Origin of the sequence: Streptomyces sp. ITFR-21, from assembly GCF_031844685.1 — a bacterium.
Classification (GTDB): Bacteria; Actinomycetota; Actinomycetes; order Streptomycetales; family Streptomycetaceae; genus Actinacidiphila.
This window is the reverse complement of record NZ_CP134605.1, coordinates 6,414,311-6,428,698: the sequence shown is the minus strand read 5'-3', so window position 1 is coordinate 6,428,698 and position 14,388 is coordinate 6,414,311. Positions and strand designations below refer to the sequence as shown.

The following is a 14,388-nucleotide window of genomic DNA, read 5'->3' as shown; positions in this document are numbered from 1 at the left end:
GCTCCGTGAGGGGGGTCAGACGCGTTCGACGACGGTGGCGACGCCCATGCCGCCGCCGACGCAGAGGGTGGCGAGTCCGTACCGCAGGTCCCGGCGTTCCAGTTCGTCCAGCAGCGTGCCGAGCAGCATCGCGCCGGTCGCGCCGAGGGGGTGGCCGAGCGCGATGGCGCCGCCGTTGACGTTGACCTTGTCGAGGCCGACGCCCATGTCGGCGGCGAAGCGCAGCACGACCGCGGCGAACGCCTCGTTCATCTCGATCAGGTCGATGTCGTCGATGGTCAGTCCGGCCTTGGCCAGCGCCTTGCGGGAGGCGGGGGCGGGGCCGGTGAGCATGATGGTGGGCTCGGAGCCGGAGACGGCCGCGGAGACGATACGGGCTCTGGGCGTCAGTCCGTAGCGCTCGCCGATGTCCCGGCTGCCGACGGCGACCAGCGCGGCGCCGTCGACGATGCCGGAGGAGTTGCCGGCGTGGTGGACGTGGTCGATCCGCTCCACCCAGTGGTACTTCTGCAGGGCCACCGCGTCGAAGCCGCCGGCGTCGCCGACCGCCGCGAAGGACGGCTTGAGGTTGGCCAGCGTCTCGGGGGTGGTGCCGGGCCGCATGTGCTCGTCGTGGTCCAGGACGGTCAGGCCGTTGCCGTCCAGGACGGGGACGACCGAGCGGGCGAAGCGGCCGTCCTTCCAGGCCTGCGCGGCGCGTTCCTGGGACAGGGCGGCGTAGGAGTCGACGTCGTGCCTGGTCCAGCCGCCCAGGGTGGCGATCAGGTCGGCGCCGATGCCCTGGGGAACGAAGCCGGTGCGCAGGGACGTCATGGGGTCCATCGCCCACGCGCCGCCGTCGGAGCCCATCGCGACCCGCGACATGGACTCGACACCGCCGGCCAGCACGAGGTCCTCCCAGCCGGAGCGGATCTTCGCGGCGGCCAGGTTGACCGCTTCGAGCCCGGAGGCGCAGAAGCGGTTCTCCTGGACGCCGGCCACGGTGTCGGGCAGCCCGGCGGCGACGGCCGCGATCCGGGCGATGTCGGAGCCCTGGTCGCCGATCGGGCTGACGACGCCGAGCACCACGTCGTCGACGGCGGCCGGGTCCAGGCCGGGGAAGCGGCGGCGGAGTTCGTGGATGAGGCCGACCACGAGGTCGATCGGCTTGGTGCCGTGCAGGGATCCGTTCGCCTTTCCGCGCCCCCGTGGGGTGCGTACGGCGTCGTAGACGTAGGCGTCGGTGGTCAACGTCGTGCCTTTCGGTGAGGGGGCGGTCGGTTCGTCGGGCTACGGGGCCGGGCTGTCGAGCAGGGCCGGTACGTCCCAGTCTCCGGCGACGGCCGCGGTGTGCGCGCCGGGCCGCGCGGGCGGGCGGCGGACGGCGGTGGGCGTGGCGGAGAAGCGCGGCGCCGGGGCCGGCTGGCGGGTCCCGGCCGCCTCGGTGAAGGTGCCGCGGGCGGCCAGGTGCGGGTGGTCCGGTGCCTCGGCGAGGGACAGGACGGGCGCCACGCACGCGTCGGTGCCGTCGAACACGGCGGTCCACTGCTCGCGGGTGCCGGTACGGAACCGGGCGGTGATCGCGGCCCGCAGCTCGCCCCAGCGCGCCGGGTCGGCCCGGAGTCCGGCCTCCTGGGCGGACAGGCCGAGCAGCGCGGCGAACTCGTCGTAGAAGCGCTGCTCCAGGGCGCCGACCGCCATATGGGCGCCGTCCGCGGTCTCGTACACGCCGTAGAAGGGGGCGCCGCCGTCCAGCAGGTTGCCGCCCCGGCGGTCCTGCCAGACGCCGGCCGCGCGCATCCCGTGGATCATCGCGGTCAGGTGGGCGGTGCCGTCCACGATGGCGGCGTCCACGACCTGGCCCTGCCCGTGTGCGCGGGCGTGGTGGAGGGCGGCGAGGACGCCGGTGACCAGATAGAGGGAACCGCCGGCGTAGTCGCCGAGCAGGTTGGCCGGGGCGGCGGGCGGGACGCCGGCCGCTCCGGTGAGGGCGAGGGCGCCGGTGACCGCGACGTAGCCGATGTCGTGTCCGGCGGTGGCGGCGAGCGGGCCGTGCTGGCCCCAGCCGGTCATCCGGCCGTAGACCAGCCGCGGGTTGCGGTCCAGGCAGGCCCGCGGTCCCACGCCGAGGCGCTCGGCGACGCCGGGGCGGTAGCCCTCGATCAGGATGTCCGCGCGTGCGGCGAGGTCGAGCACGGTGCCGGGTCCGGCTGCGGTCTTGAGGTCGACCAGCACCGAGCGCTTGTTGCGGTTGGTGACGTCGTGGGCCGGGTCGATGCCGAGGCCCGGACCCGCGGGCCGGTCGACGCGGACGACGTCGGCGCCGAGGTCGGCGAGCAGCATGGCGGCGAAGGGGCCGGGGCCGATGCCGGCCAGCTCCACCACCCGGACGCCCGCCAGCGGGCCTGGTGCCGGGGCGGCGGGGGGCCGGTTCGACACTTCTGATGTCACATCAGTGATGCTAGGAACGTGTTCCGGTCTTGGCAAGGGCTGACTGAGCGCTCGCTCAGTCAGCCCGTCGCGGGCCGGCGCGGGTGGCGGACCGTCAGGTGTGGCAGTGGTCCGCGGCGTGGTGCCCCGGCTCCTCGGGCAGGTCCAGCGCCGGGTTGCGGTCGAAGAAGCCGGTGGGCTTGAGGCTGAAGCCGCACACGTCGACCGGCATCACCGGCCAGTCCTCCAGCCGCGGCAGGTGGGTGGGGCCGAAGGAGTGCCACAGGGTGAGGTCGGTGTCCTCCAGCGACTCGCCCGGCCGCGACCACTCGGCGACTCCCGTCCGGCCCGGGTGCTGGTTGGGGTAGTCGCCGTCCGGGTGATGCCGCTCGGGCCGGTAGCGGGTCACCCACAGGCTCCTGGTCCCGAAGGCGACCCGTTCGGCGACCGGCGAACCGGGCTGGGCGAGCAGCAGCGGCCCCTGATCGGGCAGCAGACTGTACGCGACCGGCCGGCCCGTCCGGTTGAGCGAGCCGGGGTTGCTGATCCGCCAGCGCCGTCCCACCGAGGCGTCCGCGACCCGGCCGCCGTCGCCGCTGTCCGCGACGGGGGTGGCCCGGCTGGTGAAGGCGTTGCCGTTGGGGTTGTCCGGGCCCATCGGCAGCCGTACCACGTCCACCTCCTCGACGGTGTTGGCCGGGCCGTCCACCGCCACGTCCAGCCGGGCGCAGAAAGGTGCTGGTGGTTGGGCGCGAGCAGGCCGGGGGCGATCTCGGTGGCGTACGGCGAGCCGGCGCCGGGCTCGGCCGCCGAGGTCTGCAGCAGACCGGTGGCCTTGGCCTCGAAGGAGATCGTGCCGTCCTGGTAGAGGTGCCAGTAGAAGCCGTAGTCGTAGTTCCCCAGTGTGGTGATGTACGAGATCACCAGGCGGCGCGACCGGCGGCTGTGCACCGCGAAGCCGTCGAAGATGTTGGTGTGCTTCCAGAGCAGGCCGACGTTTTCCTCGTGGACGCAGACCGCGTTGGGCAGCGGCTCGGGCCGGCCGTGGTCGTCGGTGAGCATCGCGTCGACGTAGGCGATCTCGCCGAGGCAGTCGCAGCCCAGGCGCAGCGGGTTGGCGTTGCGGCCCAGCAGGTACTCCCCGGCGTCCAGGTAGCAGACCCAGTTGCGGGAGGCGTCGGGTTCGGCGTACGGCACGGCCATCTCGGCGATGGGGGCGCGGTGCAGCACCGGACGGTCGCGGTGTCCAGCAGGGTGACCCGGACCCGGCGGGAGAAGGCGTCGCCCTCCTTGTGGGCGTACACCGCGTGCCGGTCCGGCTCGTCGGGCAGCACCAGGGGGAAGCGGGTGGGTCCGGTGGCCTTGCCCTCGGCTTCCAGCGCGGCGCGGGCGGCGGTGATCTCGTCGGCGGTCAGCGGGTCGAGGGGGTGGGGGCGGCCGGGACGGTGCGGCCTGCGGGCTCGTCGGGGTGGGCGTGGACCGTGGAACAGCGGGTCATGGCGTGTCCTGACGCCCGGGGATGGGAGAGCCGGGCGGAAGCGGGGCGGGCGAACGGGCGAACGGGCGAGGAGAGTGGGCGATCAGGTGAGCGGGTGAACCGGTGAGCGGATCATCATCGGGCATGGCGGCCGGGGCCGGAAAGCGGACGGCCCGCCCGCGCCCGGGTGGGGGCGGGCGGGCCGTCGGGTGGCGCGGTCAGACGGACGCCTCGGCCGCGCTGGCGGCCTTGTCCAGTTGGAACGCCTCGTTGCCCTGGCCGATCCGGGCGTGCGCGGCCGGGTTCTTGACCCGCAGCACGGCGCCGTAGAGCAGGCCGAGGACGGCGGCGATCCCGATGATGCCGGGCAGCAGCCAGCGCAGGCCGTGGCCGGGGTCGACACCGAGCAGCACCTTGAAGTCCTTCACCGCGTAGAACGTGATGCCCAGCAGCGCGACGGCGGCGACGGCGGAGGTGACGAGCCGCCAGGCCTGCACCCGGGCCGCGCCGCGCTTGATGAAGAACACGATGATAGCGATCGAGGCGACCGCCATCAGCACCACCACGCCGAGCGCGCCCACGTTGCCGGCCCAGGTGAACAGCCGCATCATCGGCGCGAAGGACGGGTCGCCGCCCGGCTTGTCGTCGGTGACCGCGAAGGCGATGACGACGACCAGCGCGACGACGGTCTGGATCAGCGAGCCGACGACCGGGGCGCCGCCGGAGCGGGTGGTGTGGCTGACCTTGGCGGGCAGCAGGCCGTCCCGGCCCATGGCGAAGGCGTAGCGGGCGACCACGTTGTGGAAGCTGAGCAGCGAGGCGAAGATGCCGGTGATGAAGAAGACGTTGAGGATGTCGGTGAAGGTGTTCCCGATCCGCGCCTCGTTGAGGTCGAAGATCATGGTCGGGCTCTTCTGCGCGGCGCCGACGACGCCCGACGGGCCGGCTGCCACAGTGATCGCCCACGCGCTGAACGCGAAGAACAGGGTGGCGAAGCCGACGGCCAGGAACATCACCCGGGCCACCACGCGCTGCGGCCTGGCGGTCTCCTCGGCGTAGACCGGGGCCTGTTCGAAGCCGGTGAAGCCGGCGATGCAGAAGCACAGCGCGGTACCGAAGCCGGCGCCGGTGAGGGTGTCGGGGTTGAAGGCGTGCAGGGAGACGCCCTGGGGGCCCGGGTCGGACAGGAAGCTGATGTCGAAGACCACGATGAGCACGGTCTCGACGAGCAGCAGCACCCCGAGCACTTTGGCGTTGACGTCGATCTTCAGCGCGCCGAAGACGCCGGCGACCACGACGCCGCCGAGCGCCGGCCACCACCAGTCGACGTCGTGGTTCCAGTGCACTGCGATCTGGCTGGAGATCTCGAAGCCGAAGATGCCGTAGATGCCGCACTGCAGGATGCTGTACGAGACCAGCGCGACGTAGGAGGCCGCGGCGCCGATGGTGCCGCCCAGGCCACGGGCTATGTAGGCGTAGAAGGCGCCCGCGTTGTGCACGTGCCGGCTCATCTCGGCGTAGCCGAAGCTGAACAGGACCAGTACGACGCCGAGGATGAGGAAGATCAGCGGGACCCCGACGACGCCGACCGCGGCGAAGGTGGTGGGCACCACGCCCGCCACCACCATGAGGGGAGCCGTGGCCGCGAGGACCGACAGCAGGAGGCCCGGGGTACCGATGCGGTCCGCGCGCAGCGCGCGGTCCTCCCCCTTGAACGTGCTGATCTCGGTGGTACTGCCCGTCAGCATGGCTGCGGATCCTTCCGGTGGGGCGGTGCGAGTTCGGGACTTACGACGTACCGAAACCGAGCGCGTAGTTGCGCGCGGCGCGGAATGTCTTCTTGGGGTCGCGGTCCAGGTACGACCACGGGACGCGGGTCGCCAGCGGCCCGATCCGGTTGAACAGGGCGGCGGCGGCAACCGTGTCCCCGGAGTGGAATTTAGCGAACGCCAGGTAGTTCAAGTCCAGAGCCAGGCGCGGATGAGTTCTGTTGTCCCAGTCCAGCCACCAGTCGAAGGCGGCCCGCAGACCGGTGCGGGCCCGCGGGCTGGTCCAGTACGGCAGCCGGGCCGGGTCGGCGGGCATCGCGCCGGCCGCGGCCAGCGCCCGGTAGCGCTCGACGAGGGCGATCAGCGGCAGGACGGCCAGCGGCGATCCGGGAACGGCCTCGCCCGCGGCCCACTCGGCGAACTCGTAGACCTCGTGGAACGGGTCGTCCCCGTCGGTCTTCTGACGCTCGGCCAGACACTGGGTCATCAGGTAGTGCGCGTGGTGGTGGCCGCGGTGCCGGCCGCGGACCTGGTCGAAGGCGCGCACCTGCTCGTCGTCGGTGCCGGTGCGGCGGGCCAGGATCAACAGGCCGAGCCAGGGCGTCGGGTCACCGGGCGTCATACGCGCCACCCGCAGGCACGCCTCGCGCGCGGACTCCGCGCTCTGCTTGCCGGTGGCCGCGCGGAAGACGGCCGCGGCGGCGGCCAGCGCGGCGGCGTCCGCGCTCTCCGGCTCGGCGAGCTGCCACTCCTGGGCCCACGCGGCGGCGGACTTGCCCTCTCCGAGGACGACCAGGCGGTGGCCGCGGCTGTCCCAGTCGTCACCGGTGCGGGCCAGGAGTGAGCGCACCTCCGTCCAGCGACCCTGGGTCAGGGCCAGCCGGGCGGCGATGAGTTCCTCGTCGCCGAGTGCGGGGTCGAAAGCCACGTCGTCCTTGCCCCGCGTGAAGCGGAAGGGTGGCGGCGGTGGGGTCATCCGCGGGCAGCCCTCCACGGCAGCGCGTTACGTCGAGTGATCGCGAACAGCCAACCGGTAGGCGGCAGTCTGCTACAAGGCCGGACCTGTTGTCTCGTTGTAGTCCCGTATCGTGGCAGGGGTTTGAGCGTCGGAACGGCGCTGGTGGCGGCTCCCGGGTGGCGCCGGCGGCCGAGTTCCTGATATTCGAATGCCTGATCGCAAGTACGGCCGGGGCACGCGGTGGCGCGGCGGGGCGCCCCGGCGTACCGGGGACCGGATGGGAATGGACGGCAGCTACGTGGCAGGAGCGGCAGGAGAAGACGCCGCCGCGTCCACGCACCCGCTCGCCTATGTGCGGCGAAGACACGGCTGGAGCTACCAGGACGTGGCCCGGGTCATCGCCGAGCACGCCCGCGCGCTCGGGGTCCCGATGGCGGCCCGCCGCGAGAAGGTGTGGCGGTGGGAGCACTGGGGGGTGGTCCCGGAAGCCGACAGCCAGCGGGCGCTGGCCAGGGCGCTCGGTATCCCCCCCAAGGAGCTGGAGACGCACCCCTGGCCACGTTGGCTCCCGGCGCACGGCGGGATGCCCGACGGCCTGCCCTGGACCCGTGAGGGCGGTCTGAACGCCCTCGGGTCGCTGGTGGCCGACGGCGGTTCCGATCCGCGCGGCTTCCCGATCGCCGACGAACGGACCCTCCTGGAGGCGATCGCCGACTGGGACGCCGCGGCCGCGGAGGCGGCGCCGACCGGCCCGCCGCCGGGCGGCCCGGTGCTCGCCGACGCGTCGACGAGGCACGCGGTGGAGCGGACACCCGTGTACGGCGACGGCCCGGCGGTGGTCGACGACACGGTCCTGGCCTGGCTGGAGTCCGGCGTGCTGGGACTGCGGCAGGTGGACGACCGGCTGGGCGGCGGCGCGGTGTGGCACCGGGTGACGGCCGATCTGCGCCTCGTACTGCGGCTGCTGAGCTGCGGTACGCAGCCGCGCGCCGTCCAGGCCCGGCTGCTGCGGGTGGCCGCCGACCTGGCCCAGCTCGGCGGCTGGGCGGCCACCGACACCGGGCGCAACAGCGCCGCGCAGCGGCACTACCTGACCGGGCTGCGGCTGGCGCACACCGCCGGCGACCGCGGTATGGCCGTGGCGCTGTGGGGCGGGCTGGCGTTGCAGGAGGTGATCGCGGGCAGGCCCCGGGACGCGGTCGCGGCGGCGGAGGCGGCGGTGCGCGCGGCGGGCGGCGCTCCCCCGGTGGTCCGCGCGCTGGCCGCCAGCCGGCTGGGCCGGGCGCACGCGGCGCTGGGCGCCGAGGGAGCGTTCCGGCGGGCCGCCGCGGAGGCCGAACGCCGGCTCGCCGCGGCCGCGGCGGACCCGGGGCCGGCCTGGCTGTACTGGTTCGACGCGGCCGAGCTCGCCGCGCAGACCGGGCAGTCGCTGCTGGACCTCGGCAGGGCGCAGGAGGCCGTGCCACTGCTCGAACAGGCGCTGGCGGCGCAGGACCCGGCCTTCCTGCGCGACCGCAGCCTGTACTCCGCCCGAGCCGCCGAGGCCCGCGCGCTGGTCGGCGACATCGACGGCGCCCGCGCGCTGGGCCGTGAAGCCGCCGGCTTCTCCCGCCAGTGCGGCTCACCGCGCCTTGCCGCCGCGCTGGACGCCCTCAAGCCCCACCTCGACCTCCGCGGCTGACCCCGCCGCCTCGGGTCCCCGCGCCGGACGCGGCTGGGACGCGAGGCGGACAGGCTCGCGGCGGGGGGCCGGTGCCCGGGACCGGGTGGGATGGCGCGCACCCGGGGTGGGCTCCCCCCCACCCGGTCGGCTGGGGACGGCTCCGGCGCTCCCGGGAGCGCGGGAGCCGTCCGGGCCGCGGCAGCCTCAGACGCGGCTGAGCCTGACCACCGGGATGTCGCGGTCGGTCTTCTTCTGGTAGTCCTCGTACGACGCGTACACCTCCAGCAGGAGGGGCCAGACACGGGCCTTCTCCTCCGGGGAGAGCACCTCCGCGCGGGCGGCGAACCGCTCGCCGAGCACCCGGAGGTGGACGTCGGGGTTCTCCCGCACGCTCAGGAACCACTGGGGGTGCTCGGGGGCGCCGCCCTTGGACGCCACGATCAAATAGTCGTCGCCGTCGCGGGCGTAGATGAGCACCGTACGGAGCCAGTCGCCGCTGCGCCGGCCGAGGTAGTCGAGCAACAGGCACGGCGAGCCGTTCATGTCGGTGGCCTCGGTGCCGTCGGACTCCTCGTAGCGGCGGGCCTGGTCGGCCACCCACTGCGCGGGGCTGAGCTTCACGGCGGACGGGTCGTATGCGGTCATACGGTGCCTCCAGGGCGTCATACGTCGGGCTGATCACCACCATAGGCTCGTCTGCCCCGTTCCGCCGGGGTCACAGGCCCGGCGCACCCCAGACCGGGAACCAGCGGGACAGGTCGTTCTCCAGCCGGAGGTCGTTGACGACCAGGGCCTTGACCTGCAGTTCCAGCGCGCTGTCCCGCTTCTCGCCGGGCAGCGGCGCGAACGGGTAAAAGGAGCCGCGCTTGTAGAGGTAGACCAGCGCGAGCGAGCGGCCGGCGGGGTCCTTGAAGCCGACCAGGGAGCAGAGCAGCTGCGGGCCGAAGCCGCGCTCCTCCAGAGCCGAGTTGATCGCGTGCAGGTCGGTGACGAGGTCGGTGACCGCTTCCGGGTCGTGCCGGGCCAGCAGCCAGGTGTAGCCGTAGGAGTCCTGGGTGGCCTCCACCGACAGCAGCGCGTCCAGGTCCTGCCGCATCTCGGCGAAGGCGCCGCCCTCGACGGCGGCGAAGCACACCGAGCCCAGCCCGGTGGGCCGCAGTTCGCCGGCCGCCTGCAGGGTGATGGCGGCGGAGCTGAGGCCGAAGAGCTGGTCGAGGTCGGGGCGGACCGGTTTCGTGCGGCCCAGCAGTACGTCCAGCAGGCCCATCAGCGGCGGTCCAGTTCCTGGGTGATCCGGCCCAGCTGCTCAAGGCGCTGTTCGAGGGTGGGGTGGGTGGACAGCAGCCGGGAGAAGGACGCGCCGCCGCTGAGCGCGGGCGCGAAGAAGAAGGCGTTGAAGGGCTCCACCTTGCGCAGGTCCCGGGTGGGGATGGCGGCGATCTGCCCGCTGACCTTGGTGAGCGCCGAAGCCAGCGAGGAGGGCCGGCCGGTGAGCAGCGCCGCGCTGCGGTCGGCCGACAGCTCACGGTAGCGCGACAGCATCCGGGTGAGCAGGAAGCTGATGACGTAGACGACGGCGCTGACCAGCGGGATGAGGATGGCCAGGGCGGCGGTGCCGGGGTCGCGGGCGCGGCGGAAGCCGCCCCACAGCCCGATCCGGGTGACGATGCCGGCCAGGATGCCGAGGAAGGAGGCGATCGTCATCACGGCCACGTCCTTGTGCGCGACGTGGGACAGCTCGTGCGCGATGACGCCTTCCAGCTCATCGGGCTCCAGCCGGCGCAGCAGGCCGGTGGTGGCGCACACCAGGGTGTTCTTCTGGCTGCGGCCGGTGGCGAAGGCGTTGGGCACGTCGGAGTCGGCGATGGCGACCCTGGGCTTGGGGAGGTCGCCCAGCGCGCAGATCCGGTCCACCACGCCGTGCAGTTCCGGCGCCTGTTCGGCAGTGACCTCACGGGCGCCCATGCTGAAGGCGGCGATGCGGTCGCTGAACCAGAACTGGGCGATGAACAGTGCGCCGGCGATGACCAGGATCAGCGGCCAGGAGCCGCGCAGCAGGGCGAGCAGTGCGCCCACGAAGACGACATAGAGCAGCCCGATCAGGAACATCGTGACGACCATCCTGGTCGTCAGCCCCCGGTCCGGCGTGAAGCGGTTACGGTTCAAAGTGGCCCCTCCCGAGTCGTGCGGGGCGCGGGTCGCGAGCCGCGGCCCGACGTGCTCCGTGAGTGGATACAGCCGGTAGGGCGTTTCTACCCGTCGATGCAACGACCAGCACGTCCCGATCGGTTCCGCTCCCGGGGCGGCTTACCGGAGCTTTACGGTTCGGCCGCCCGGACGGCCGCGGGAGGGCCGCGGGACGGTCGCCCCCTTCTCCTGCCGTTTCTCCCGCCTCCGCCCGCCGTGCCTCGCGCCGCGGTCACCGGGTGACGTCGAGCACCAGTTTGCCGAAGGTCCGCCGGGCCCGCAGGTCCTGGTGCGCGCGGGCCGCCTCGGACAGCGGGTATATCCCGCCGACCTGCGGCTTCAGCCGTCCCTCCGCGGTCATGGCGAGCAGTTCCGCGACGGGTTCGCGGTACATCCCCGGGCGGTCCAGGCAGTGCGCGAGCCAGAAGCCGACGACCGCCCGCGACCGCCCCATCAGCTGCGCGGCCGCGAGCGGGGTCGCCGGCACCCTGGAGGCCATGCCGTAGGTGACCAGGCGCCCGAAGGGAGCCAGGGCGGCCAGTGAGGCGTCGAAGACCGGACCGCCGGCCATTTCCAGCACGATGTCCGCCTTCCTGCCGCCGTTCGCCTCGATCAGGCGCTCCTTGAGCCCGTCGGGGTTCCCGTCGACCGCCGTGTCGGCGCCGAGTTCCAGGGCCAGGTCGCGCTTCTCCTTGGAGGAGGCGGTGGCGATCACCCGCCCGGCGCCGTACGCCTTGGCGAGCTGCACGGCGAGCGAGCCGGTGCCGCCGGCCGCCGCGTGCACCACGACGCTCTCGCCCGCGGCCAGGCGGGCACAGGTGCGCAGCAGGTGCCAGGCGGTGAGGCCCTGGACGACGACGGCCAGCGCCTGCGCGTCGGTGACGGCGTCCGGCACGTCGAGGGCGAGATGCTCCTCGGCGACGGCCTTCTGCGCGTAGCCGCCGTTCTGGGTGACGGCGACCACCCGGCGGCCGTCCGGGGTGCGGCCGACGACCTCGGCGCCGGGCACCAGGGGGAGCGTGGCGCGGGCGAGGTAGGAGTTCTCCACGGTGTGCGTGTCGGCGTAGTTGACGCCAGCCGAGGTGACGTCGACCAGCAGCAGGCCGGGGCCGGCCACCGGGTCCGGGAGCTCGGCCTCGCTGAGCACCTCGGGGCCGCCGAACTGGGTGATCTGGATGGCACGCACAATCGGCTCCTCCGCGGTCACATGGTCCTACCGGCCGGTAGGGCGCTCCCGCAGAGACTACCGACTAGTCGGTATGCCGTACATGCCCGCCGCCCGGCGCCCGGCGGACCGCCGCGCGGACCGCGGCGGGGCCTGTACGTCAGGCGGCCGGTACCGGGCGGCCGGGCGGCGGGCCGACGTAGCGGGCCGCCGGGCGGATGATCTTGCTGTCGCCTGCCTGCTCCAGGACGTTGGCGCTCCAGCCGGCCACCCGGGCGGCGGCGAAGGTCGGGGTGAACATCTCCCGCGGCAGGCCGCACAGCTCCATCACCACTCCGGCGAAGAACTCCACGTTGATGTGCAGGTTCCGGCCCGGCTTCAGTTCGGCGAGTATCGCCTCGGCCCGCTCCTCGACCCGGACCGCGAAGTCCACCAGTTCGCCGCCGAAGCTCCGGGCGATGCCCTTGAGCAGCCGTGAGCGCGGGTCCTCGGTGGTGTAGACGGGGTGGCCGAAGCCCATGATCCGGTCGCCGGCCAGGATGTGCTCGCGCAGCCATCCGTCGATCCGGTCCGGGGTGCCGATGGCGTCGAGGGTGTCCAGCGCCCGGCTCGGCGCACCGCCGTGCAGCGGCCCGGACAGCGCGCCGATCGCGCCCACCAGGCAGGCGGCCAGGTCGGCGCCGGTGGACGCGATCACCCGGGCGGTGAAGGTGGAGGCGTTGAAGCCGTGGTCGACGGTGGAGATCAGATACCGCTCCACCGCCCGCGCCCTGTTCGGATCCGGCTGCTGTCCGGTGAGCATGTAGAGGTAGTTCGCCGCGTGCGGCAGGTCGTCGCGGGGTGCGACCGGTTCGAGCCCCTGCCCGAGCCGGTGCAGCGCGGCGAGCAGGGTGGGTACGGCGGCGCAGGCGGCCAGCGCGTCGGCCCGGCGGCGTTCGGGGTCGACGTCGTACAGCGGGCGGAAGCCGGCGGCGGCACCGGCCAGCGACAGCGCTGTCCGCAGTCCCGCCAGCGGGCCGGCGAGCGCGGTGGCGCGGGCGACGGCGGGCAGCGCGGCGGTCACCTCGGCGGGCAGGTGCCGGAGCGCCGCGGTCTCGGCGGTGAAGGCGGCGCGCCGGGAGGCGTCCGGCAGCGTGCCGTGGAACATCAGATGCCAGACGTCCTCGAACGTACGGGTTTCGGCCAGTTCGACGGCTGAGAACTCCCGGTAGTGGTAGAAGCCCTCGGTGCCGCGGACGTCACCGAGGGATGTCTCGGTGACGATCACACCCTTGAGACCTCGGGGTACGTCGATCGGAGCGTTGCGTCCGGTGGTGGGCATCGGCTTCCTCCTTGGCTATTGACGTGACTGTCCATGATTGATTAATCCACTGTCAACATTGATTGAATCAACATAGATCGGTGGCCGGGTCCGGGTACGGTGAGCGCATGGCGGAAGGATCGGCGGACCCGGTGATCACGGGCGTGGACAGCGGCGACGGCCGGATCTCCACCCGGGAGGCGGCCCGGCGGCTCGGCGTCAAGCCCGAGACGCTGTACGCGTACGTCAGCCGCGGCCTGCTGGGCAGCAGACGGGCGGTGGGCGGCCGGGGCAGTACCTTCGACCCCGCCGAGGTCGCGGCGCTGGCGCGGCGCGGCCGCCCCGGGCCGCCGGAGTCGCCGGCGGGACCGGCCGGCGGCGTCGCGGCGGGCTGGGCCCAGGTGCGGACCGGAATCACCCTGATCGACCCCGACCGCTACTACTTCCGGGGGGTGGACGCCGTCGCGCTGGCCGAGGCGTACGCCTACGAGGAGGTCGCCGAGTGGCTGTGGACCGGGGTGCTGCGGCGCGGGGTGCGCTTCACCGCTCCCCCGCAGCAACTGGCCGCGGCCCGCAGGGCGGCCGGCTCGCTGTCCGCCGACTGCGGTCCGATGGACCGGCTGCGGATCGCGGTGATCGCGGCGGCCACCGCCGACCCGCTGCGCTTCGACCTGTCGCAGGAGGCCGTGCTCGGCTCGGCCCGCTCCCTCATCCCGACGCTGGTGGACGCGCTGCCGCCGGCCGGGGTACCGCACCGCGGCGGCGGCCCGCTCGCCGCGCGGCTGTGGTCGCGGCTGACCGTACGGGCCCCGGACGAGGCGTCGCTGCGGGTGTTGGACGCGGCGCTCGCGCTGCTCATCGACCACGACCTGGCCGCCTCCACACTGGCCGCCCGGGTCGCCGCCTCGGCCCGCGCGCATCCGTACGCGGTGGTGTCGGCAGGGCTCGGGGCGCTCGACGGCCCACTGCACGGGCAGGCCAGCGCGCTGGCCCACCGCATGCTGGCGGAGGTGCTGGAGCGCGGCAGCGCCGGCCCGGTCGTCGCCGAGCACCAGCGGGCCGGGCAGCTCATCCCGGGGCTCGGCCACCGTGTCTACCGCGGCGAGGACCCGCGGGCCCGGCTGCTCCTCACCCTGCTGGGGCGGGTGCCGGCCGCGGCGGACGCGCTGGCCGCGGCCCGCGACGTGGTGGCGACCACCGCCCGGCACTCCCCGCTGCACGCCAATGTGGACCTGGCGCTCGGTGTGCTGTCGGTGTCCTCCGGGATGCCGGTGGAGGCGGGCGAGACGGTGTTCGCGGTGGCCCGTACCGCGGGGTGGATCGCGCACGCGCTGGAGGAGTACGGGGAGCGGCCACTGCGGATGCGGCCGAGCGGGTCGTACGACGGCCCGCGGCCGGACCAGCCGCTGCCCTGATCCCGGGCGGTCCGCATCACTCGGACGGGTGAACGGCGGTCGGCG

The 14,388-nt window shown here is 73.7% G+C and carries 11 protein-coding genes and 2 pseudogenes; 2 read left to right on the top strand and 11 right to left on the bottom strand.

The features are described from left to right. Positions 1-15 precede the first annotated feature (15 nt). The 6 genes and pseudogenes from RLT57_RS28450 to RLT57_RS28425 form a co-directional block, all read right to left on the bottom strand. Entirely contained in the window at positions 16-1,230 is a 1,215-nt protein-coding gene (locus tag RLT57_RS28450; RefSeq protein ID WP_311300108.1) for an acetyl-CoA C-acetyltransferase, read from the bottom strand. Between the two features lie 39 nt (positions 1,231-1,269). After that, a complete protein-coding gene (locus RLT57_RS28445; RefSeq protein WP_311300107.1) occupies positions 1,270-2,430 on the bottom strand; it encodes a CaiB/BaiF CoA transferase family protein in 1,161 nt (386 codons plus the stop codon). A gap of 94 nt (positions 2,431-2,524) precedes the next feature. After that, a pseudogene (locus tag RLT57_RS28440) lies at positions 2,525-3,612 on the bottom strand (hypothetical protein). Between the two features lie 74 nt (positions 3,613-3,686). Beyond that, positions 3,687-3,899, bottom strand: a pseudogene (locus RLT57_RS33750) (primary-amine oxidase); the annotation flags it as partial. Positions 3,900-4,104: 205 nt separating this feature from the next. After that, complete coding sequence (locus RLT57_RS28430; protein ID WP_311300106.1) at positions 4,105-5,634, bottom strand: APC family permease; 1,530 nt, start codon at positions 5,632-5,634, stop codon at positions 4,105-4,107. Positions 5,635-5,674: 40 nt separating this feature from the next. Next, positions 5,675-6,631, bottom strand: coding sequence for a hypothetical protein (locus RLT57_RS28425; protein WP_311300105.1), 957 nt, complete (start codon positions 6,629-6,631; stop codon positions 5,675-5,677). A gap of 190 nt (positions 6,632-6,821) precedes the next feature. Here RLT57_RS28425 and RLT57_RS28420 point away from each other — a divergent pair, with 190 nt between their 5' ends. Then, on the top strand, positions 6,822-8,294 hold the full coding sequence (locus tag RLT57_RS28420) for a hypothetical protein (protein WP_311300104.1): 1,473 nt from the start codon (positions 6,822-6,824) through the stop codon (positions 8,292-8,294). 186 nt (positions 8,295-8,480) lie between these two features. On the opposite strand, the gene RLT57_RS28415 is transcribed toward RLT57_RS28420, so the two are convergent. The 5 genes from RLT57_RS28415 to RLT57_RS28395 all read right to left on the bottom strand — a co-directional run bounded on the left by RLT57_RS28415 (position 8,481) and on the right by RLT57_RS28395 (position 12,949). Next, entirely contained in the window at positions 8,481-8,921 is a 441-nt protein-coding gene (locus RLT57_RS28415) for a nitroreductase family deazaflavin-dependent oxidoreductase (RefSeq protein ID WP_311300103.1), read from the bottom strand. Between the two features lie 70 nt (positions 8,922-8,991). Next, complete coding sequence (pspAB, locus tag RLT57_RS28410; protein ID WP_311300102.1) at positions 8,992-9,543, bottom strand: PspA-associated protein PspAB; 552 nt, start codon at positions 9,541-9,543, stop codon at positions 8,992-8,994. After that, entirely contained in the window at positions 9,543-10,442 is a 900-nt protein-coding gene (htpX, locus tag RLT57_RS28405) for a zinc metalloprotease HtpX (protein WP_311300101.1), read from the bottom strand. The genes pspAB and htpX overlap by 1 nt, the downstream gene beginning before the upstream one ends. Positions 10,443-10,695: 253 nt before the next feature. Further along, a complete protein-coding gene (locus RLT57_RS28400; RefSeq protein WP_311300100.1) occupies positions 10,696-11,649 on the bottom strand; it encodes a quinone oxidoreductase family protein in 954 nt (317 codons plus the stop codon). A 139-nt stretch (positions 11,650-11,788) separates the two neighbouring features. Next, entirely contained in the window at positions 11,789-12,949 is a 1,161-nt protein-coding gene (locus RLT57_RS28395) for a citrate synthase (RefSeq protein ID WP_311300099.1), read from the bottom strand. Between the two features lie 107 nt (positions 12,950-13,056). Here RLT57_RS28395 and RLT57_RS28390 point away from each other — a divergent pair, with 107 nt between their 5' ends. Then, on the top strand, positions 13,057-14,343 hold the full coding sequence (locus RLT57_RS28390; protein ID WP_311300098.1) for a citrate/2-methylcitrate synthase: 1,287 nt from the start codon (positions 13,057-13,059) through the stop codon (positions 14,341-14,343). The last annotated feature ends 45 nt before the right edge of the window (positions 14,344-14,388 follow it).

Coding starts and splice junctions, on each gene's coding strand:
- RLT57_RS28415 (WP_311300103.1), bottom strand. CDS start 8,921: ATGACCGCATACGACCCGTCCGCCGTGAAGCTCAGCCCCGCGCAGTGG.
- RLT57_RS28390 (WP_311300098.1), top strand. CDS start 13,057: ATGGCGGAAGGATCGGCGGACCCGGTGATCACGGGCGTGGACAGCGGC.
- RLT57_RS28430 (WP_311300106.1), bottom strand. CDS start 5,634: ATGCTGACGGGCAGTACCACCGAGATCAGCACGTTCAAGGGGGAGGAC.
- RLT57_RS28395 (WP_311300099.1), bottom strand. CDS start 12,949: ATGCCCACCACCGGACGCAACGCTCCGATCGACGTACCCCGAGGTCTC.
- RLT57_RS28425 (WP_311300105.1), bottom strand. CDS start 6,631: ATGACCCCACCGCCGCCACCCTTCCGCTTCACGCGGGGCAAGGACGAC.
- pspAB (WP_311300102.1), bottom strand. CDS start 9,543: ATGGGCCTGCTGGACGTACTGCTGGGCCGCACGAAACCGGTCCGCCCC.
- RLT57_RS28420 (WP_311300104.1), top strand. CDS start 6,822: ATGCCTGATCGCAAGTACGGCCGGGGCACGCGGTGGCGCGGCGGGGCG.